Source organism: Halobellus sp. GM3 (assembly GCF_052545375.1).
Window position 1 is genome coordinate 17,018 of record NZ_JBQWLT010000003.1, and the last position, 19,295, is coordinate 36,312.

Here is a 19,295-nt window from a genome sequence, read left to right on the forward strand (position 1 = left end):
TTCCGACAGGGTTGGGATCTCGAGTGTTCGTGGGGCGATTGCGACTTCTGAAATCCTCCAGCGGAGCGAGAGTCCCGTGTTTGGCCGTCTAACCCCCTATGTTGTTTCATCGGCGCGCGGAAAGTGCCGCAGTTTGCAACGTTTGGGAATTGTTCGTCTGGCCCGTATGGTAGAGAGTAGCGCTCAGAGAGTTGCCAGAGCTTGGATAGTAACTCCGGGCAGAACTTTAGTTAATAGCGGGGACCGGAGGGGACATCGATCGGCGCGTAGATGACATTCAGGCCTATGAACGCGCGTGGACCGCGCTCAGGTCCCGAACGCGGTAGTCGATGAAACAGCTCCGTATGTGCGGAAAAACGAGATCGTGAGATCTCTATCAGTCCTCTCCGGCTGCCACGGCCGAGTGCTGACTGGTCGGTTTCTCTTCAGTCTCTGGTTTTGCTTTCCGGAGAGTGACTGAGATAAGTCCGACACCGACGAGGAGGAAACCACCGAATACGATCGTCGCCCGAGGTCCCCAAATGTCGGAGATCCCACCGCCAACGATTGGGAGAATGCCGCCTCCAAGGATTTCACCCAGTCCGGAAGTGATGCCAACTGCTGTCGCAGCGCGTTCGAATCCGACGGTTTCCGTTGGAATGACGATCATCAAGATCGGAATGAAACCAGATCCAAAGGAGAACGCGAATAGCGTCAGGAAAATTGCCCACTGCGGAGTTCCGGCTGGAAGGAACGCGTGCCCCACCCCAATCAGACCACTGACGGTAGAGAATCCGATAATGACGTCCCGTCGGTTGTGATACACGTCGGTTAGTTTTCCGACCACGATGCTGCCGATTGTTGCCCCGAGGCCGAAGCCGGTCATAATCATACCCATCGATTGGCCGGTAATGCCGTGCACCATTTGGAGGTAGAACGGTTCAAAGGTGGAAATAACCCAGAGCCATCCCATAAAAATAACCGTGCCAACAGAACAAATCAGGACATTTCTCTCGCTGAGGACCTCCATCACGGAGGGTCGTTCGCTCTTCGAGGAGTTCTCCAATTCCATAGATGACGGAGGATCTCGCATCACGAACCACGTCAGAGACGCAAGGACAGCCCCTGGAACGGCGATTAAGTAGAAAGCCACCCGCCATCCGAATAATGCGCCCAGTGTGGTGATTACTGGAGGAGCAATCACGGTGCCTCCGAAGATGAGCATCGAGGTATTTAGTCCGATGATGCCGCCTCGACCCTCGGCTGGGCTCTCCTCACTCAGCGTTGATGACACAGGCGACCATGTCCCGCCCTCTCCGATGCCCATCAGACCGCGGATCGCTAGTAACTGTAGGAAGCTTTGTGCCATCCCCGTCAGCCACCCAAACAGAGCTGCGAACAGGGTACTACCAACGATAGCAACACGCTTTCCTCTCACCGTTCGTTCTGAGAGGGTGCCGATAACGAATACGCCGACACCAAATGTAATGGCAAAAACGGAGACGACGGCTCCGACGCGACTCTGAGACATCCCGAATTCCTGTGCGATATTCGGGAGGAGATATGCAATACTGAACCGTTCGATACCGACAAGGAACCAGATTCCGGACAGGAGGAGGAAAATCCTCTTGAAGTACTTCATTGGGTCACCCCGTCGGCCAGTATTCGGTCAGATCTACTTGTTCGCGTTCGCTGTTCAGGTAGTTCGATTCGTGACTGTCGTTCTACCACAGGTTGTGTGCCGACCACACTGCCTGCTACTACTATGGTAAGCATTGGCGAATCCCATTAGATTCCGATAAATGAATATTATATAAATATTCCGTTCTCGGCTCGGTGTTTTATACGGCGTTCCGTGATTGGGTATCTGCCGACACGCGAACCTCCAGACCAAAACTCCGACGCTGATCGCCTACTGATTCCCAGAAAATTATTTATACTCGCGATATCATTAACAAATAATGGCACAAAACGAGTCGGAGACGGGGATTATGCGACTCGTCACGGAACGCTCCGACATTCTGCAGGCCCTAGACGAAGGTCATCAGACGCAAACGGAACTCAGTGAGGAGATCGGTGTTTCGGTTTCATCGATTTCTCGATATCTCAGCAATCTTCAAGAGCGCTCACTCGTGAGGCGAGACGACAATCGGTATCATCTGACCGGGCGCGGAGAGAGGCTGCTGGCATCCCTCGAGCGGTTTTCCGAAGAGGTCGACCACCACTGTCGTGTCGACCGTGCGATCCAGTCCTTCGATGGACACCTCGATTATGGGTCTCCCGTCCTTGAGGAATGTGACGTAGCATTTTCAGATGACCGGGCTCCCAGCTCTGCACTCAACTTGATTAAAAACGACGTTAAGTCGGCCAGCCGTATTCAATCGCTGTTCTATCAGGCATTGACGAGTGTCTTCGAAGCCCATATCGAAATGCTTCGTCGAACGGACCAGCGCGTTCGATTCGTGTTCCCCGACGAATTAGGCGACACCCTTCGATCAGTTTTCTCCGACGATATCGAGGTACTGTCGCAGTACGAGGAGTTCGAGCTCTATCTCACCGACGTCGACGTCGGCTACTCGGTCACCGTCGCAGTAACTGAAGACGGGTCGAAGAGCGCTTGGGTGATGTCCCACACCTCTTCGGGGGTTTATGCAATCATCCGGAGTGAATCAGCACGGGCCGTTGAGTGGGCGGAAACACAAATCAAACACGCGCTCGCTACCGCAGAGCAGATTGAGTCGTCCGATGACACCGCGCGGTAGTGATATAGACTGCCGCTGTTCCAACCACAATAACCATAATCATTATATATCATTGTGGCAACTGTGCTATCGTAACGATGACAAACGTGCGTAAAGCCGATCACGTGCACCTACGGGTACAATCGCTTGAAGAGTCAGTTCAGTTTTACGAGCAGATCTTTGGCCTTCAAAAGAAGCAGCAGGACGCGGGAGTCGTCTACTTAGAGAATATCCCCGAAAACCACTACCACCGTATTAACGACGACTTCGAACTGGCTGTCGAGGAAGGTGAACCCGGTCTCGACCACGTCGGATACCGAGTTACAGACGAAGTACTCGATAAAGCCGTAGGAGGGCTCTCCGCGGAGAGTCATCCCCACGATGAAACGAGAGACAGTGAACCTGGCCAAGAACGAGGAGTCTCGTTCACGCTCCCCGGCGGGACCTCCGTCGAATTGACCGTCGTCGAAAAGCGGTCGGACGTTTCGCTTGATGACTCTGCGTATCCGCAAACGCACCACACGCCGAATGGACTCGATCACGTGACCCTCTCCTCGGATGCCGTCCAGAAAGACGCCGAGTTTCTCCGGGATACGCTCGGATTCAAGATTTCGGAGGTGATGATGGCCGGACCAGATCAATGGGGGGCCGCGTTCACGCGACTCGGAGCCCATCACCACGATCTCGGTCTTCTCGATGCTGATATGACCGGCCACGTCGGACTCGACCATATCGCGTGGGAAATGCGGAATATGACCCATATGAAACAGTTTATGGATTTCTTCGGTCGATACGGCGGAACAGTCGATATGAACTTCACACGGCATCCTATCGGCAACAACATCGCGGTGTACATCCTCGATCCATCCGATTTTGTCCACGAAATAGCGATAGAACTCCAGACGCTCGACGAGGACGCACCGACGCTGTTCCACGAGGGAGATCCGAATCGGTTGTTAAGCGATTGGCCAGGTACATTTCCCGAAGTTGGAGTAGAGCAATAATCGATGCGGTGCCTTAGCCTGTTTGAGAGCACGCGAACGGAGCGGTAACTGAGGCAATCACAGATAACAATAATACCCATGGACACAGATGTAACAATTGTCGGGTGTGGACCGGTTGGCGCTGTCACCGCGAACTTACTGGCTCAAGCCGGCCACTCCGTAGACGTATACGAACAGCGGGAAGAGATCTTTCAGATTCCGAGAGCCGTCGCGTTCGACGACGAAGTTATGCGGGTCTTTCAGGACGCCGGCTTGGGCGAACAGATGGCGTCGACTGTCCACCCCCCAGCCAAGAAGTACCGGTTTCTCTCTGCCCGGGGAAAGACGATGTTCAATATGCAAACCCGAGACTACGTCGAAGTCAACGGGTGGGGCAAAGTCTATTCGTTTTACCAACCGGACCTCGAAGAAGAGTTACGGACCGGGTTCGAACGGTTCGATCACCTCTCACTCTATGAGGCTCACGAGGTTGAGGGAATCACACAACGGGAAGAGAACGTGGTGACTACTGTCAGGAATCGCAATTCGAATTCCACTCGGGAGATCACGAGTGAGTTCGTCGTCGGGTGCGACGGAGGCAGCAGCACTGTCCGGCGGCTACTCGATATCGAACTCGAAGACTATGGCTTCGACGGAAAGTGGCTCGTCGTAGACATCGAACTCGCGGACGGCTCTGGACTGCCTCAGTACCCGAGTCAGTTCGCAGATCCCGACCGGCCGACGACGTTTGTACCCGTCGGACCGAACCACTACCGCTGGGAGTTCAAAGTGCTCGACAGCGAATCCGAGTCCGAAGTCGATACACAAGCGGGGATTAAATCCCTCCTCTCGAACTGGCTCACACACGACGACTACGAGATTATCCGGAAACAGGTGTACGAGTTCCACGCACTCCTCGCAGACGAGTGGCGAGTTGGTCGGACGTTCCTCACGGGTGATGCTGCCCATCAGATGCCGCCGTTCGCCGCCGAGGGGATGAGTACTGGCATCCGTGACGCACAAAACCTCGCCTGGAAGGTTGATGCAGTACTTCGAGGTGATGCCTCGTCGAGCCTCCTCGACTCATACGAACGCGAGCGAAAGCCCCGGGCAGAGCAGAATATTGAGCTGTCGATGCGTCTTGGACGCTTGATACAGATGGGTTATCCACTGGCGTTCGTCCGGGACGCTGCGTTCCGTGCGCTCCACGTGGTTCCACCGGTGCACGCCAAACTGGAGGAGTTGAGTCCCGATCCGTCGCGGTTGTCGGACGGGTTCCTGTCGGTGAACCACGTCGGCAGGCGGTCTCGAACCGGGCTTCTCGGCCGGATCAAATCCGAAATCGGAGACGACGAATCGGCTGTCGGAGCGCTCTTCCCCCAGCCCACGGTCCAAGACTCATCGGGCGAAATGAGTCGTCTCGACGAATGTATCACTGGATTCGGGCTCTTCGGGCGCAACTGCGATCCGACTTCGTTCCTCTCGGCGCAGGATATCGAGTATCTCGACGAGATCCAGTGTTCGTTGTTCCGCGTTCCGACGTCTGTCGCCGACCTCGTGGCTGGCGATTCGGAGACGAGCGTTATCTACGATCGGGACGGGACGCTCACGGATTGGTGGGCTGACTACCGCGAAGACGTTGTTCTCGTCCGTCCGGACCACTTCGTCTACGGTATGTGTGCTCCATCCGATCTCCCCGCACTCATCGAAGACCTACGAGAGGAACTAGAAAGTGCTTCGACGACACCAGCCGCCGGTACAGCGCCAGAAACCGACCAACGAAACACGATACTTGAGTAAACAATGAACGAAGACACGTTTAACGACGGGACAAGCGACACAAGTCAGCTGATTCCTAGTATGGCAGACAACACCCAGCTCCGCGTACTGTTCGAGACGGCACTCGAAAAGTACGCTGACCGCACGGCTCTCGTAACCGACACCGAACATCACACGTACCGAGAACTCAATCGCCGGGCGAACGCGTTTGCCCGAGCACTGACCGAGCGGGACGTCGGAATCGGCGACCGGATAGGAATACTGCTCTCGAACCGAACGGAGTTCGTCATCGCAGACATCGGCATCGTGAAGGCGGGTGCTGCCCGTGTCCCGGTCAACCACCAACTCACGAGAGGCGATATCGAAACGGTGCTCCGGGACGCAGGGGCCGGTGTCGTCGTTACTGGGCCCGAGTTCATCGAGATTATTGATGAGCTCGCTGATGAAATTCCAGCGCTCGAACACGTCATCTCGGTCGCTGACGAACGAGAACTCCCCGAGGGTTTCAGCTCGTTCGAGTCGCTCATTGCCTCGGACGACGAGTTTCAAACGCCTGAGACCAAACCCGGGGACATAGCAGGGCAGTTCTACACGGGAGGCACAACCGGGAAGCCAAAGGGGGCCATCCACACGCAAGCGGGACTGGGATTGAACCTCTTAAACCACCTCGCGTCATTCGACATCAGTGGCGACGATACGCTTCTGATATCGACACCGCTGTCCCATTCAGGAGGGTTGTTCCTGTGGAGTGGCCTCCTTTCCGGAGCCACAGTCGTCGTACACGACGGGTTCGAAGAGGAGGACGTCCTCATTGCGATTGAAACCCACGGCGTGACGTGGACGTTTATGGTCCCAACGATGCTCTACCGCCTCCTCGACAACTACGATGTGGATGCATACAACACCGAATCACTTGAGACAATCGTCTACGGCGCTGCTCCGATGACCTCTGATCGACTTCGGGAAGGAATCGGGACGTTCGGATCTGTATTCATCCAGTTCTACGGACAGACGGAGGTCCCGAACCTCATAACCATTCTCGGAAAAGCGGAACATCAGGGGTGTATTGACAACAAGGAGTACGAGCGTCTCAGATCCGCTGGCACCACGACGCTACTATCCGAAATCAAGGTCGTCGATATCGAGACACGGAAGGAAGTGCCAACTGGTGAAGAAGGGGAAATTCTCGCGCGCGCACCATATGTGATGGATCGGTACGCTGGACGACCCGACGCGACTGAGGAGACGTTGCAAAACGGATGGCTTCGAACCGGTGACGTTGGACGGGTTGACGACGATGGCTATCTGTATCTCCTTGATCGCCTGAATGATGTGATCATCAGCGGGGGAATGAACGTCTACTCAACCGAAGTCGAAGATACGCTGGCAGAGCATCCAGATATCAGGGACGTCGCCGTCATTGGTGTCCCACACGAGACTTGGGGTGAACAGGTAATTGCGATCGTCGTGCCGCATACCGACTCCCTGTCGGCGGACGCGATCCACTCGTTCGCAACAGAGGAATTATCCGGATACAAACGTCCGAAAGAGATCACACTCGTTGAGGAGATTCCGAAGACATCGTATGGAAAGCCCGATAAAAAAACGCTCAGAGAGCCCTACTGGGAGGACCAAAACAGAGAGATTACCTGAGCGGGATTCCGGAAGGGGCATTTTAGGTCCGCGAGAGCCCCATATATATTAAAAATTTAATATTTACATCAACGATAGAGTTGCTCTTTATGTGTGTCCAAACGGTAAACCAGTAGAACTTTGTTCAATCGTGAATATTCTTCCGTGTGCGACTTGGAAGATATTCCACAGCAGATAGTAGAGACGTATGGCCGGGCATCGAGACCGATGGTGAGGTCGTTAATCTCAACGACGTAAGTAGTGAAACGGAGGAGTCGAAAGTCACCTCCATCCGGTCACTCCTGCAACGCGAAGACTGGGAAGACGTAGCCACGGAGGCCATCGAAGCCGCCCGGCAGAGTGGTAAGGGTACGTACCCGATCGAATCCGTCACGAGGCAGGCGCCGATCGCTGAACCGCAAAAGATCATCGCTGTCGGACTCAATTACGCTGATCACGCCGAGGAGTCAGGTAACACCCCACCGGAAGAGCCGCTTATCTTCGCTAAGTTTCCGCAGGCGATCACTGGTCCCGATACTGCGATTCGGTGGGATCCATCTTACACGACCGCTGTCGATTATGAGGCTGAGTTGGTAGCTGTCATCGGGACCGAGGCGCGCTCGGTCGGGCCGGACGAAGCGCAAGAGCACATCGCCGGGTACACCATTGGGAACGACATCTCGGGGCGAGATCTCCAAGGGAAAGACGAACAGTGGGTCCGCGCCAAAAGTCTGGACACGTTCGCCCCGATCGGCCCGACTATCGTTCCCGATGACGAAATCAGCGATGTCAGCGACCTCGACATCTGGACCGAAGTGAACGGGAGCCGGGTGCAGGATTCGAACACGAGTGAGATGTTGTTCGACGTAGCAGATCTCGTCTCGTTTTGCAGCGAGGCGTTCACACTGAAACCCGGAGATCTTATCTTCACAGGAACCCCGGCCGGGATTGGGTACTTCCGCGATCCGCAGGTCCTCCTCGAGAATGGAGATACTGTCACTGTTGGGATTGACGAGGTCGGGACGCTTCGGAACGACTGTCAGTATGAAGCCGAGCCCGATACCTAACGTATGAATACTAACGCAACACCAGTGATCGCCGCCGCGGTTCGGACACCTCAAGGGAAAGAAGACGGGGTATTTCGGGATATGCGGAGTGAGGACCTTTCGATCCCGCTTATCAACGAACTCATCAAGCGTACCGGTATCGACCCGGCGTCTGTTGACGACCTGCTGTGGGGTTGCGCCCAGCAGCGGGGTGAACAAGACAACAACCTCGCCCGCGTGATCGCACTGCTTTCGGAGGTTGGTGAGGAGACGCCGGCAGCCACGATCAACCGCTGGTGTGCCTCCTCTATGCAGGCAGTGATGTCTGCCGCAGACGCAATCGGGGCAGGCCAGCGCGAGTGCATCATCGCCGGGGGTGTCGAAAGTATGACCAGAACCCCGATAGATCGCTCTGGGAAGCTACACCCGCGTCTTGACGACCGCTATAGTGTCGAAAATCTCGAGATGGGAACGACGGCTGAAACGGTCGCTAACCGATACGAAATTTCGCGCGAAGCCCAGGATGATTACGCCCTTCGGAGTCACCAACGTGCCGCCGACGCGACCGACGGAAATCGATTCGCAGACGAGATTGTCCCAATTGAGACAACGGGAGGCGTCTTCGACGAAGACGAGGGGATACGGCGCGACACTTCAAAGGCTGCGCTCGGTGAATTACCAACGGTTTTCGAGGAATCCGGAACTGTAACGCCGGGAAACGCGTCCCAGATTTCGGATGGCGCCGCAGCCCTACTGATCACGAGTAAAGAGTTCGCCAAACGACGCGACTTGGACATCCTTGCAGAGGTTGGACATCACGAAGTTGCTGGCGTCAATCCGGAAGTAATGGGTATCGGACCAGTACCCGCGACTAAGGCCCTCCTCGAACGCACAGATCGGACCATCGAGGAGTTCGGACTTATCGAGTTAAACGAGGCTTTTGCTTCACAGACGCTATACTGTAAGCGAGAACTCAATATCGAAGACGAGGTGCTTAACGTCAACGGTGGCGCCATCGCTCTCGGACACCCACTCGGAGCTTCCGGCGCTCGACTGCCAGTCTCGCTCGTCCACGAGATGGCGAAACGTAACGTCAAACGCGGTCTCGCGACGATGTGTGTCGGTTTCGGTCAGGGAGCGGCGATCACGTTCGAGCGTAAAGCCTGACCCTGCCGAGTCCTGTTGGCCCGAGTCACGCGCCAAGGGCTTAGTTGCAGGATATTTATAGAGTCGTGTTATCACACCCTGAAGGTCAGATATGCATTCGATTCTTCCTAGAGCGAGGATAAGCCTAACTCTCGCGAAGTGATGAATTCAATTGAGGTCGGTGATGAAGTGTCGCTTCTTTGGTGGCTTTGGAGGCTTAAACGCTCGATCTGTTATTCCCAATGGGCGGAATAATAGATATCGCACTAACTGGTATATACGACAGACTGAAAGCTGGATTCTCGGAAAGTTATTTAGTTTAATTACATATAATATATAATATGGTATCTAACCAAAATAGGGCTTAATATCTCTCTAACCGGGTGTAGTTGGTCCTATCATAATATATAGACAAAATATATTATATGAATAGTGATACTACTGGGTTTTTATAAAATTAGAGAACGACTCCTCACGACCACGAATCGCTGAGTGGGCACGGGGAGCCCCCCAACCGATTCACTCGAAGGCGTCGATGAGTTCGGGGACGACGTCGAAGAGGTCGCCGACGATGCCGTAGTCCGCCACGTCGAAGATCGGCGCGTCGGGATCGGTGTTGACCGCGATGATCGTCTCCGAGCCCTTCATCCCGGCGAGGTGCTGGACAGCCCCGGAGATCCCGATCGCGAGGTAGACGTCCGGGGTGACGGTCTTTCCGGACTGACCCACCTGCCGGTTCGCCGGGAGCCACCCGCTGTCGACGATCGGACGCGACGAGGAGAGCGTCGCGCCGGTGACCTCACACAGCTCCTCGACCAGTTCGAGGTTCTCCTCCTCTTCGATGCCCCGACCGACGCTCACGAGGAAGTCAGCCTCCGAGATGTCGACGTCGCCGGCCGCGACGGCCTCGAAGCCGGTAACCGTCGATCCGACCGCGCTCTCGTCGATCGCGACCTCGGCCGCTCTGACGTCGGCGTCGCCGCCGGTCGGCGCGGACTCCCACTCGCCCTCCCGAAGCGTCAGCAGACACGGGAAGCCGTCCACTTCGAGGTCGACTTCGACTTTCGACCCGTACTGCTCGCGCGTCGCGATCAGCGTCCCCTCGTCCACCGCCGCGTCGACGAGGTTCGTCACGATCGGACAGTCGAGCCCCCGCGCCACGGCGGGGGCGTAATCGAGTCCGTTGACGCTGTTGGGGGTCACGACGACGGCCGGATCGACGGCCTCGTACAGTTGTTCGACGGCTTGGACGTAGACGTCGTGGTTGAATTCGTCCCCGTCGGCGACGGTGTGGATGACGTCGACGCCCCGGCGGTTCACCTGATCCGCGAACGTATCGGTGTCACCGCCGATGACGGCCACGTGGACGTCGCCGCCGAGGGCGTCTGCGAGCCCGCGTGCGGCGGTGAGCAGCTGATAGCTCACCTCTCTAAGCGCCCCTTGACGGTGTTCTGCGACGGCGAGGACGTCGCTCATGCGTCGACCACCCCCTCGTCGGCGAGGATGTCGGCCAACTGTCCGGCCTGATCGCCGGCGCTCCCGGACAGGTACTCGGTGTCGCTCTCGCTCTCCGGCTCGCGCATCGCCCGCCGCGAAAGCCGTTCTTCGAGGCCGTCGACGCCGAGATCGGCCAGCGACTGCACTTCAAGGGGCTTTCGCTGCGCCTGCCGAATCCCGCGGAGACTCGCATAACGCGGCTCGTTGATGCCCGTCTGGATCGTCAGGACAGCCGGCAGTTCGATGTCTGTGAGCTCTTCGATGCCGCCCTCGAGCTCCCGATGGACGCTGGCCGTCTCGGCCGCCTCGTCCAGCTCGAGGTGGTTGACGACCGCCCCCCATTGGTACCCGAGCTCGCGCGCGAGAGCGACACCGGTGGCCCCCCACTCGTCGTCGCCCGACTGGACGCCCGAGAGAATCAGGTCCGGCTCCACCTGCGTTGCGACCGCCGCCAAGATCTGCGCTTTCGAGGAGGGGCTCAGCACGTCTTGGCTCTCCAACTCGCTGTCCCAGACGCGAACTGCCCGGTCTGCGCCTTTCGCGAGGGCCTGTCGGGTGACTTCCTCGCTCCGCTCGGGACCGATCGTGACGGTCACGACCTCGACGCCGTCGCGCGCTTCCTGTATCTGGACCGCGGCCTCGATCGCGTAATCGTCCCACTCGTTGAGCTCGTAGGTGAGATACTCTTCGGGGATCTGTTGGTCTGCAATCTCGAAGGCGTCGTCTGCGAGTGCCACCTCCGTCGTCGTGGTCAGGATACGCATACCGGACGATACACGAGCAGCCATTAATATCTATCGCTTTTTAGGAAACAACATTAAGGAAATTGTGTGGTTTAGTTTCCATTGTAATCTATTTACGAGATATGCAGTCCACTATAAGTTTGAGGGCCGATATCAGCCACTGTGCATCACGGTCGGTGTCGGACCGGTAGTCCCCCTTCTTCGCCGATAACCCTTCGTTGAATCACTAGCTGTGTTCCTCTTGTATATTCAGTGTATTTATTCACTACATCTATTCAATATGTGTGTTCACTATTTGTGTTAATTAGATGTGTTCACTAGACCACCCCATTTGTGAGCACATTTACATACATTCATTCGATGTTTTCATCGGTTTTATTCATCAGGAACAGTGATTGTGTGTGTTCCGGGGTCCCACTAGCGAACATTCAAGGGGGTCCCGGATGAGAACCACCCAATGCTAGCGTACTCGACGTACAGCGAGGCCGGCGGGGTGGGGAAGACGACCGCGGCGGCAAACCTCGCTGTCGCGCACGCGCGGGCGGGTCTCGACCCGCTCGTCGTGCCGCTCGACCCACAGGACGGCGATCTCTCGCACCTGTTCGGGGTGGACGACCAGCGAACGGAGTCCGTCGACAACCTCGTGCGACATATGATTCGCCGGCCGAACGGCGAGTGTACGGACCTCATTCGGACCGTCGAGGGCGTCGACGTCATCCCGGAACACAATATGCTCTCGGACTTCGCCGAGTACCTCCTCCGGGAGAAAGAACAGTCCGAGGCGATGGGAGAATCGTTCGGGATCCACGCACAGCTTCTCCGCGTCCTCCGCGAGGCGGGCGTGCCGGACCACTACGACGTCCTCATCTGCGATCCGCCCGCGACAGAGGGGCCGCACCTGTACAACGCGATCAACGCCACCCGATCGCTCGTTATCCCGGTCGAGCCCAGCGCGAAGGGACAGGCGGCCGTCGAGGGGCTCGAAGCGCTCGTCGCCGGGTTCGAAGACCAACTGGACATCGAAGTCGGCGTTCTCGCGGCCGTCCCGATGGGGTTCAAGAACACGCGTGATCAGCGTGCGATCCTCGACGAGATCGAGTACCCCGTCCCCGAGATCATCGGCGAGCGGGCCTCACTGATGGAGGGCTGTTGGATGCAGCAGTGCTCCGCGTTCAGGTACGTCCGCGAACACCGAGACCGCCGGCGAGAGTACGAACTCGAAACACTCGCGAAGTTCGACCGACTCGCGAGACACCTCGAACGCGAGGTCGGCCTCGAGGCGCCGAATCCCCCTGAGCCCGGCGACGTCGACCACGAGGTGATGACCGCATGACCGGGATGAAACGGGGAGCCGGCGAAGACCCGTTTGCAGACGAGAGCGAGGGGACCGAGAGCGACCGCTCGGACGTCGGCGACGCCGGGGAGACGGACGAGCATTCCAACTCGACCTCGTCGGCGGAGCGAGCGGCGACTTCCACGCCGTCTCGAGAAACGCGGGCGATACAGATCCCGTACAAATTCCGACGCGACGGCGTCCAAGACGGGCGCAACCGCGTCCCGCTGTTTCTCACCCCGGAGACGAAGAACGGCGAACGCGACGCGCTGCGTGAACTCGAAGACCGGTTCGACGAGAACGTCTCGCTGACCGACCTCCGCGAAGCGCTCGTGATGGTCGGCCTCGACCACCGGAGCGAGGTCGAGGCTCAGCTGGAGGAGTGGGGATACGGAATGACGTTCGAGTAGCGGCGCTCGAACGCCGCCACTCCGGTTGATGGGGTGGGACGCTTTGCCACAATCGCGGGCGACGCCTTGCCGGTAACTAAATCGAATTACGTCCGGACCGAGTCCGCCGTCGTATGCGAGCCATCGACGACCACCCGGTCCGCTTCGGCGAACTCGCCGGACCGCTGGTCCACGGAGCGATGTTCTTCGACTGGCAGCTGGTCTCGACGCAGGAGCTGGCGACCGCTGTGGAGTACCCCTTCGAGGGCCTCGTCGCCGACGACGCCATCCCTTACGCCCCCGTGGGACTCGATACGACTGTGCACCGCTACCCGACGTTCGGCGACACCGTCTCGGTCGACGTGACGCCGACACGCGTCGGCGACTCCAGCGTGGAACTGCTCTATGAGGCGGTCGACGGAGACGGTGACCCGCTCTCGACGGCCCGGATCACGCACGTCACGATCGCGCCCGAGGGGGGCGCGCTCGCGCTCCCCGAGACGGCGAAGGACCGACTCGAAGAGATGCAGGTCGATCGAACGGTCGACGTCGGTCCCGCCGGAGACTCCCCGAGGGGCGACGACTACCCCACCTTCGAGGAGTCATTCAGGGTGCACAGTCCCCACATCGAGGGCTCCGAGCTCGCGTATTTCGAGGAGTACCCCCGATTCGCCGGGATCGCCCTCGAAACGTTCATCGCCGAGTCGGGGCCCCGACTCAGCGACCTCGCCGGTGAGCGGCAGCCGTTCCGCCTCCGCGATTGGCACTGGGAGTTTAATTCCCCGGTCCTTTTTGACTCGCTTCTCACCGTCGAATGCGACGTTCGATCCGTCACCGACGACACCGTCCGAATCGAGCACTCGTTCGTGACCGAGGGCGAAGAGCGGATCACGGGCGTGACCGAGTACGGGTGCTTCGATCGCACCGGAACGCCGACGACGTTCACCGCGGAGATGCTGGCGCCGTTCGAGGGGTGACCGGCGAGACGTGACGACAGGCGCCTGCATTCTGAGACAGTCGACCGTCGCGGCTCTGCTCGACTACGCCGAGATAGTAGCGTTTGCAACTGAGTGCGCATTCGATCGCACGCAGTCGTGCGATCAGATGAGCGAAGACGTGCAAACGCTACTATAACACAAATGCCGCTATACGGAAGGGACCGTCGTCCCCGTTCATCTATTCTAGCCGTCCCGCGTGGCGAGATTGCTGTGCGGACCGACGATGACCTCTCTGATTCGCTCCGACACCGATTCGAGATCGGCGAAAATCAGTAGCAGACGCTAGTAGGTTTCGACGGTGACACCGAGCGCCTCGAAGTCTTCGACGTTGTCCGTCAGGACCGCGTCGCCGAGGACGTCAGCCATCGCTGCGATGTACCCGTCATTCGCCCCGACGCCGGCGTACCCTCCCGCACGGTCGTCTGCCGCTGCGAGTAGTTCGCCGGCTTTCCGCGCGATCTCTTCGTCAACGTCGATCCGCGGGTACCCGAGGATGCGATTCCGCACCTCCTGCTCGGTCGTGCCGCTCCGAGCCGTGGCGACGCCGTAGTAGGTCTCGGTGGCCACCGGAGTCGGCAGCCACTGCATCTCACCTTCCTCGACGAGTTCTGCGCTCTTCGAGAACGCGTCCGGGTCCTCCGCCATCAGGTCGAAGAGATACGAGGAATCGATGATCATTCGTCCGAGCCCTCGCTCCCGAAAGCGCTGCGGGCGGCATCGAGGCGGTCGCGGTCACGCCCGCGCAGACGGTTCACTGCGTCCTTGGCGACCTCGGCTTCCTCCTCGGTCAGGAGACCGGCAACGTCGCTCGGGTGCGGGCCGCGCGTCATCCGGCGAAGCGTCTCCTCCATCGTCTCGTCGCCCTCCTTGTGGGCGCTGAGCCACTCGTGGTACTCCTCGGAGACTCGAATGGTTTTGACCATACGATATATTGAGATATATGCGAATTAGAGTCTTACGGGGCTAGCGCCACCGGTGTGGACGAGAGTCAGACACCATCACTTTGCGATGGTCTATCGTACCCGATCTCGAACAGGCGGTCGACGGTCACTCGCCGCGGGGCCACTGGTCGCGTCCGGCCTCCGTGATGAAGATGTTGGTCGAGCGCCAGAAGAGGACCTCCTCGCCGGCTTCGTTCTCTGCGACCACGTCGTTCGTGACGTAGCCGCGGTCCTCGCGGCTCTCGGAGGCCCGCGTTTCGATCACCTCGACCGCGACGCGGACGGTGTCTCCGGGGTAGACCGGCGCCCGCCAGCGGAGTTCCTCCAAGCCGAAGGAGCCGAGCGTCGCCGTCTCCGCCAAGAAGTTCTCGACGAGCAGCGCCATACAGGATCCGGCCGTGTGCCAGCCGCTGGCGATGAGGCCACCGTACATCGTCTCGGCGGCCATCTCCGGATCGGTGTGGATCGGCTGGGGGTCGTACCGGCGCGCGAACGCGAGCAGTTCCTCGCGATCGGCCGTGTACGATCCGAGGTCGTGGCTCTCCCCTTCGGCGAGGTCCTCGAAGTAGCGGACCATCGGTTACAGGTACGCTTCCTTGACGTGGTCGCTCTCTAAGAGGTCTTGACCGTTGTCCTCGCGGACGACGCGGCCGTTCTCCAACAGATAGGCCCGCTCGGCCATCGCGAGCGCGCGATCGACGTGCTGTTCGACTAAGAGCACGGTGATGTCTTCGCTGATCTCTTCGATCTTCTCGAACACCCGATCGGTGATCTGCGGTGCCAGCCCCTCGGAGGGCTCGTCCAACGCGAGGATCTTCGGGTGGGCCATCAGCCCCCGGCCGATCGCGAGCATCTGCTGTTGGCCGCCGCTCATCGACTGTGCGGTCTGCTCTTCGCGCTCCTCGAGGATGGGAAAGAGCTCGAACACCTCTTGCATCGTCGCTTCGAGATCCTCTCGCTTCGTGTACGCGCCCATCTCGAGGTTCTCCCGGACCGTCATACTCCCGAAGAGGTTCCGCTCTTCGGACACGTGGACGAACCCCCGTCGCACGATCTCGGAGGGGTCCATCGTCGACGCGTCCTCGCCCCAGACGCGCACCGTGCCCGCCGTGACCGGGTGCAGCCCGGACATCACCCGCAGCAGCGTCGACTTCCCCGCACCGTTGGGCCCGACGATCGAGACGACACCGTCGTCTTCGGTGACCTCGAAGTCGAGGTCCCAGATGACCTGCATATTCCCGTAGGCGACGTCGACGCCGTCGAGTTCGATCACGACTGACCCTCCCCGAGGTAGGCCTCGGCGACCGCCGCGTCGCTTTTGATCTCCGCTGGCGTTCCCTCTGCGATCTTCCGGCCGTTCTTCAGAACGATGATGCGGTCTGCGGTTCCCATAATTGCGTCCATGATGTGTTCGATCCAGAAGACCGAGATGCCGCGCTCGTCGCGGAGCCGACGGATCGTCTCCGAGAGTTCGTTGATCTCGCTCGGCGTGAGACCGCTCGCGATCTCGTCGAGGAGGACGAGATCCGGATCCGACGCCACTGTGCGGGCGAGTTCGAGCTGTTTCTGCTGGGCGATCGGGAGGTTCGCCGCTTCCATCTCTGCGCTGTCTTCGAGTCCGACGAACGCCAGCGCCTCTCGGGCTCGCTCTTCGGCTTCCTCCTGAGTGATCGATTCGTCGGTCCCGAAGAGCGCGCCGGCGACGGCGTTCTCGAAGACGGTCATCTCGCCGAAGACGCGGACGATCTGGAACGTTCGAAGCAGCCCCGAACGAGCGATCTCGTGCGTCTCGAGGGCGAGGAGGTCCTCCCCGTTGAACGTGATCTCGGTCTCCTCTTCGGGGTCGAGGACGCCTGTGATGGTGTTAAACAGCGTGGTCTTGCCGGCGCCGTTCGGGCCGATGAGCCCCACGATCTCGCCCTGGCCGATCTCGAGGTCTACCCCGTCGATGGCGACGAGACCGCCGAACTTTTTGCGAATGTTCGCGGCCGTTAGCATTGGTACCTATATACAGCCCCCCATTGCGTAATAACGGTTTTGCCTTGCACAACTACTGAGGCGGCGATTGGGTCACTCGAGTGAGAAGAAGCGGCCACTCGAGCGTGACGGAACCAAAAAACAAAGCGCAGTCGGGCGAAAAGCGCCCCGGTCTCCCTAGCTTTCCCCTTTCGCCTCGGCGGGTGCTCCACCGTTGCCGCCGCCGAGCGAGAGGTCCCACTCCTCGAGCAGGTTCCGCGTGGCGACGATGACGCCGCTGCGGAAGTACAGGAACAGCAGGATGAGCAGGGCGCCGAAGATCGCCGTGCGCCAGTTGGCGGCGTACGTCCCGAGCGCGGCCTCGATGACCTCGACGATCACCGCGCCCACGATCGGCCCGTACGTCTGGCGGATCCCGCCGACGATGAGAACGATCAACGCGATGACGTCCACCGCGAGGAACGTGAAGATCGACGGCGTGATGTACGCCGCCTCCCGGGCCAAGAGCGTGCCGGCGATGGCGATGAGCACGCCCGCGACGAACCCCGCGACCGCCTTGTAGCGGACCACGTCGATACCGATGGACTCGGCGGCCATCTCGTCTTCGCGGATCGCCTCGAAGGCGATCCCGTACCGCGATGCGTTGATCAGCCAGAGGTACAGCACCATCCCCGCGAGCAGGAACGCCAAGATGACGTAGTAGAGCGCGACCGCCGTGGGCACGCCGATGGCCTCGGCGACGCCCGCCAGCGAGAACAGCTCGTAGGGGTATCCCGTCGAGCCGCCGGTGAGATCTCGCGCGCCGATGAACGCCTCCGCGAACACCAACTGGAGGTTCAGCGTCAGGATGGAGATCAGGATGACCGTCAGTCGGCGCCGCGCGGACACCCAACTGACCGACAGGCCGATGATACCGCAGATCAGCGCCGCGAAGGGGAGCGCCGCCCACGCGGTCACGCCGGCGTAGTCCGCGATCAGGATGGTCGAGTACGCGCCGACGCCGCCGAGGCCGCCCATGAAGAGGAACAGCTGGTCGTTGTGGCCGAACACGATGTTCAGCGCGAGCGCGAACAGCGCGAACAGCAGGATCCGTGAGAGCACGCCGACGTAGTAGCCGCTCCCGAGGACCGGGAGGGGAGCGAGCACGAACAGGATACCCACGAACGCGAGCGTGCGCGCGCCCGGGACCAGATCGCTGTTCACGACGACATCACCTCCGGTCGGACGAGCAGGACAACGATCGCCGTCCCGAAGAGGATGATCGTCGCGAAGTACGAGCCGACGAAGAAGTTCGCCATCGTGTTGACCAGGCCGAGAAAGAGCCCGGCGACGACCGCGCCGACGAGGCTCCGGACGCCGCCGACGATCGAGACGATGAGCGCGAACGTGGTGAACTGAAAGCCGCTCGCGACGTTGACGTTCGAGCGCGCGGCGACGAGGACGCCCGCCAGCCCGGCGACCAGCGCCGAGAGGACGAACACCAGCGTGCGGATCTTCCGCGGGTTGATGCCGACGAGCCGGGCGCCGCGTTCATCCTGGAAGATCGTCCGTGTGGCCTTCCCGAGGAAGGTCCGGTTCAAAAAGAGGAACAGGACCGCGAGGACCACCGCGGCGACGACGATACTCAGGACGGACGTCCCGGTGACGACGGTCGTGCCGACGTCGATCGGCGCGATATTGAGCGGGAGCGAGTACCGCGAGGAGACGTAGTTGACCAGTATCCCCTCGAGCAGCACCGTGAGGCCGAGCGTGGTGAAGATGCCAAGTAGGATCCGCTCTTCGCCCTCGGAGCGATAGACCAACGAGAGGAGCGTCCGATCGATGAACAGACCGAAGATACCGACGAACACCAGTCCCGCGAGGATGGCGATCGGGAGCCCGACTCCGCTGTCGAGCAACAACGCGGCCGCGATCGCTGCCATCACAGCGAACGTGCCGATCGCGAGGTTCAACACCTCTCCGAGACCGTACACTAACGTGATCCCGACGCCGAGGAGCGCCAGGGACGCGCCGAAGGCGAGCCCGTCAACGGCGAGCGCCGCCAATGTGCTAACTGTTACCATCTAGTTTCTCTCATAACGGATACCAGTGTATACCTTTCGACTTCGGCT

19 protein-coding genes are annotated in these 19,295 nt (G+C 59.4%); 9 read left to right on the plus strand and 10 right to left on the minus strand.

The genetic code is table 11. The features are described from left to right. Positions 1–376: 376 nt before the first annotated feature. Entirely contained in the window at positions 377–1,621 is a 1,245-nt protein-coding gene (locus ACT3HL_RS05495) for an MFS transporter (protein ID WP_445085808.1), read from the minus strand. Between the two features lie 319 nt (positions 1,622–1,940). Here ACT3HL_RS05495 and ACT3HL_RS05500 point away from each other — a divergent pair, with 319 nt between their 5' ends. From ACT3HL_RS05500 to ACT3HL_RS05525, 6 genes are all read left to right on the plus strand, one after another. Then, complete coding sequence (locus ACT3HL_RS05500; RefSeq protein ID WP_445085809.1) at positions 1,941–2,741, plus strand: transcriptional regulator FilR1 domain-containing protein; 801 nt, start codon at positions 1,941–1,943, stop codon at positions 2,739–2,741. 77 nt (positions 2,742–2,818) lie between these two features. After that, entirely contained in the window at positions 2,819–3,724 is a 906-nt protein-coding gene (locus tag ACT3HL_RS05505; protein WP_445085810.1) for a VOC family protein, read from the plus strand. A 78-nt stretch (positions 3,725–3,802) separates the two neighbouring features. Next, positions 3,803–5,503: a bifunctional 3-(3-hydroxy-phenyl)propionate/3-hydroxycinnamic acid hydroxylase gene (gene mhpA, locus ACT3HL_RS05510; protein ID WP_445085811.1), complete on the plus strand. Its 1,701-nt coding sequence runs from the start codon at positions 3,803–3,805 to the stop codon at positions 5,501–5,503. Positions 5,504–5,506: 3 nt separating this feature from the next. Then, positions 5,507–7,135, plus strand: coding sequence for an AMP-binding protein (locus ACT3HL_RS05515; RefSeq protein WP_445085812.1), 1,629 nt, complete (start codon positions 5,507–5,509; stop codon positions 7,133–7,135). Between the two features lie 146 nt (positions 7,136–7,281). Continuing rightward, positions 7,282–8,181, plus strand: a complete 900-nt coding sequence (locus tag ACT3HL_RS05520; RefSeq protein ID WP_445085813.1) for a fumarylacetoacetate hydrolase family protein — start codon at positions 7,282–7,284, stop codon at positions 8,179–8,181. Between the two features lie 3 nt (positions 8,182–8,184). Then, a complete protein-coding gene (locus ACT3HL_RS05525) occupies positions 8,185–9,327 on the plus strand; it encodes an acetyl-CoA C-acyltransferase (RefSeq protein WP_445085814.1) in 1,143 nt (380 codons plus the stop codon). A 498-nt stretch (positions 9,328–9,825) separates the two neighbouring features. On the opposite strand, the gene ACT3HL_RS05530 is transcribed toward ACT3HL_RS05525, so the two are convergent. Together ACT3HL_RS05530 and ACT3HL_RS05535 are read right to left on the minus strand one after the other, a co-directional pair. Then, on the minus strand, positions 9,826–10,782 hold the full coding sequence (locus ACT3HL_RS05530) for an FAD-binding protein (RefSeq protein WP_445085815.1): 957 nt from the start codon (positions 10,780–10,782) through the stop codon (positions 9,826–9,828). Beyond that, complete coding sequence (locus ACT3HL_RS05535) at positions 10,779–11,567, minus strand: electron transfer flavoprotein subunit beta/FixA family protein (RefSeq protein WP_445085816.1); 789 nt, start codon at positions 11,565–11,567, stop codon at positions 10,779–10,781. The genes ACT3HL_RS05530 and ACT3HL_RS05535 overlap by 4 nt, the downstream gene beginning before the upstream one ends. Before the next feature lie 436 nt (positions 11,568–12,003). Here ACT3HL_RS05535 and ACT3HL_RS05540 point away from each other — a divergent pair, with 436 nt between their 5' ends. From ACT3HL_RS05540 to ACT3HL_RS05550, 3 genes are all read left to right on the plus strand, one after another. Continuing rightward, entirely contained in the window at positions 12,004–12,879 is an 876-nt protein-coding gene (locus tag ACT3HL_RS05540; protein WP_445085817.1) for an AAA family ATPase, read from the plus strand. Then, positions 12,876–13,289, plus strand: coding sequence for a hypothetical protein (locus tag ACT3HL_RS05545; RefSeq protein ID WP_445085818.1), 414 nt, complete (start codon positions 12,876–12,878; stop codon positions 13,287–13,289). The genes ACT3HL_RS05540 and ACT3HL_RS05545 overlap by 4 nt, the downstream gene beginning before the upstream one ends. Positions 13,290–13,402: 113 nt before the next feature. Beyond that, a complete protein-coding gene (locus tag ACT3HL_RS05550) occupies positions 13,403–14,245 on the plus strand; it encodes an acyl-CoA thioesterase (RefSeq protein WP_445085819.1) in 843 nt (280 codons plus the stop codon). Positions 14,246–14,548: 303 nt separating this feature from the next. On the opposite strand, the gene ACT3HL_RS05555 is transcribed toward ACT3HL_RS05550, so the two are convergent. The 7 genes from ACT3HL_RS05555 to ACT3HL_RS05585 all read right to left on the minus strand — a co-directional run bounded on the left by ACT3HL_RS05555 (position 14,549) and on the right by ACT3HL_RS05585 (position 19,247). After that, positions 14,549–14,944, minus strand: coding sequence for a PIN domain-containing protein (locus ACT3HL_RS05555; RefSeq protein ID WP_445085820.1), 396 nt, complete (start codon positions 14,942–14,944; stop codon positions 14,549–14,551). Beyond that, complete coding sequence (locus tag ACT3HL_RS05560; RefSeq protein ID WP_445085821.1) at positions 14,941–15,189, minus strand: hypothetical protein; 249 nt, start codon at positions 15,187–15,189, stop codon at positions 14,941–14,943. Before ACT3HL_RS05560 ends, ACT3HL_RS05555 begins: the two co-directional genes overlap by 4 nt. Before the next feature lie 124 nt (positions 15,190–15,313). Then, positions 15,314–15,784 carry a MaoC/PaaZ C-terminal domain-containing protein gene (locus tag ACT3HL_RS05565; protein ID WP_445085822.1) on the minus strand — a complete coding sequence of 157 codons (471 nt, stop codon included), beginning with the start codon at positions 15,782–15,784 and terminating at the stop codon, positions 15,314–15,316. A gap of 3 nt (positions 15,785–15,787) precedes the next feature. Beyond that, a complete protein-coding gene (locus ACT3HL_RS05570) occupies positions 15,788–16,480 on the minus strand; it encodes an ATP-binding cassette domain-containing protein (RefSeq protein ID WP_445085823.1) in 693 nt (230 codons plus the stop codon). Continuing rightward, complete coding sequence (locus tag ACT3HL_RS05575) at positions 16,477–17,205, minus strand: ATP-binding cassette domain-containing protein (RefSeq protein WP_445085824.1); 729 nt, start codon at positions 17,203–17,205, stop codon at positions 16,477–16,479. The genes ACT3HL_RS05570 and ACT3HL_RS05575 overlap by 4 nt, the downstream gene beginning before the upstream one ends. A gap of 156 nt (positions 17,206–17,361) precedes the next feature. Then, on the minus strand, positions 17,362–18,387 hold the full coding sequence (locus tag ACT3HL_RS05580) for an ABC transporter permease subunit (RefSeq protein ID WP_445085825.1): 1,026 nt from the start codon (positions 18,385–18,387) through the stop codon (positions 17,362–17,364). Beyond that, on the minus strand, positions 18,384–19,247 hold the full coding sequence (locus ACT3HL_RS05585; protein WP_445085826.1) for an ABC transporter permease subunit: 864 nt from the start codon (positions 19,245–19,247) through the stop codon (positions 18,384–18,386). The genes ACT3HL_RS05580 and ACT3HL_RS05585 overlap by 4 nt, the downstream gene beginning before the upstream one ends. Positions 19,248–19,295: the final 48 nt, after the last annotated feature.

What these genes read in the sequence shown, in the direction of transcription:
- ACT3HL_RS05575 (WP_445085824.1), bottom strand. Translation starts at nt 17,205, where the DNA reads ATGCTAACGGCCGCGAACATTCGCAAAAAGTTCGGCGGTCTCGTCGCC.
- ACT3HL_RS05525 (WP_445085814.1), top strand. Translation starts at nt 8,185, where the DNA reads ATGAATACTAACGCAACACCAGTGATCGCCGCCGCGGTTCGGACACCT.
- ACT3HL_RS05550 (WP_445085819.1), top strand. Translation starts at nt 13,403, where the DNA reads ATGCGAGCCATCGACGACCACCCGGTCCGCTTCGGCGAACTCGCCGGA.
- ACT3HL_RS05565 (WP_445085822.1), bottom strand. Translation starts at nt 15,784, where the DNA reads ATGGTCCGCTACTTCGAGGACCTCGCCGAAGGGGAGAGCCACGACCTC.
- ACT3HL_RS05560 (WP_445085821.1), bottom strand. Translation starts at nt 15,189, where the DNA reads ATGGTCAAAACCATTCGAGTCTCCGAGGAGTACCACGAGTGGCTCAGC.
- mhpA (WP_445085811.1), top strand. Translation starts at nt 3,803, where the DNA reads ATGGACACAGATGTAACAATTGTCGGGTGTGGACCGGTTGGCGCTGTC.
- ACT3HL_RS05495 (WP_445085808.1), bottom strand. Translation starts at nt 1,621, where the DNA reads ATGAAGTACTTCAAGAGGATTTTCCTCCTCCTGTCCGGAATCTGGTTC.
- ACT3HL_RS05500 (WP_445085809.1), top strand. Translation starts at nt 1,941, where the DNA reads ATGGCACAAAACGAGTCGGAGACGGGGATTATGCGACTCGTCACGGAA.
- ACT3HL_RS05540 (WP_445085817.1), top strand. Translation starts at nt 12,004, where the DNA reads ATGCTAGCGTACTCGACGTACAGCGAGGCCGGCGGGGTGGGGAAGACG.
- ACT3HL_RS05515 (WP_445085812.1), top strand. Translation starts at nt 5,507, where the DNA reads ATGAACGAAGACACGTTTAACGACGGGACAAGCGACACAAGTCAGCTG.
- ACT3HL_RS05555 (WP_445085820.1), bottom strand. Translation starts at nt 14,944, where the DNA reads ATGATCATCGATTCCTCGTATCTCTTCGACCTGATGGCGGAGGACCCG.
- ACT3HL_RS05545 (WP_445085818.1), top strand. Translation starts at nt 12,876, where the DNA reads ATGACCGGGATGAAACGGGGAGCCGGCGAAGACCCGTTTGCAGACGAG.
- ACT3HL_RS05505 (WP_445085810.1), top strand. Translation starts at nt 2,819, where the DNA reads ATGACAAACGTGCGTAAAGCCGATCACGTGCACCTACGGGTACAATCG.
- ACT3HL_RS05530 (WP_445085815.1), bottom strand. Translation starts at nt 10,782, where the DNA reads ATGAGCGACGTCCTCGCCGTCGCAGAACACCGTCAAGGGGCGCTTAGA.
- ACT3HL_RS05535 (WP_445085816.1), bottom strand. Translation starts at nt 11,567, where the DNA reads ATGCGTATCCTGACCACGACGACGGAGGTGGCACTCGCAGACGACGCC.
- ACT3HL_RS05585 (WP_445085826.1), bottom strand. Translation starts at nt 19,247, where the DNA reads ATGGTAACAGTTAGCACATTGGCGGCGCTCGCCGTTGACGGGCTCGCC.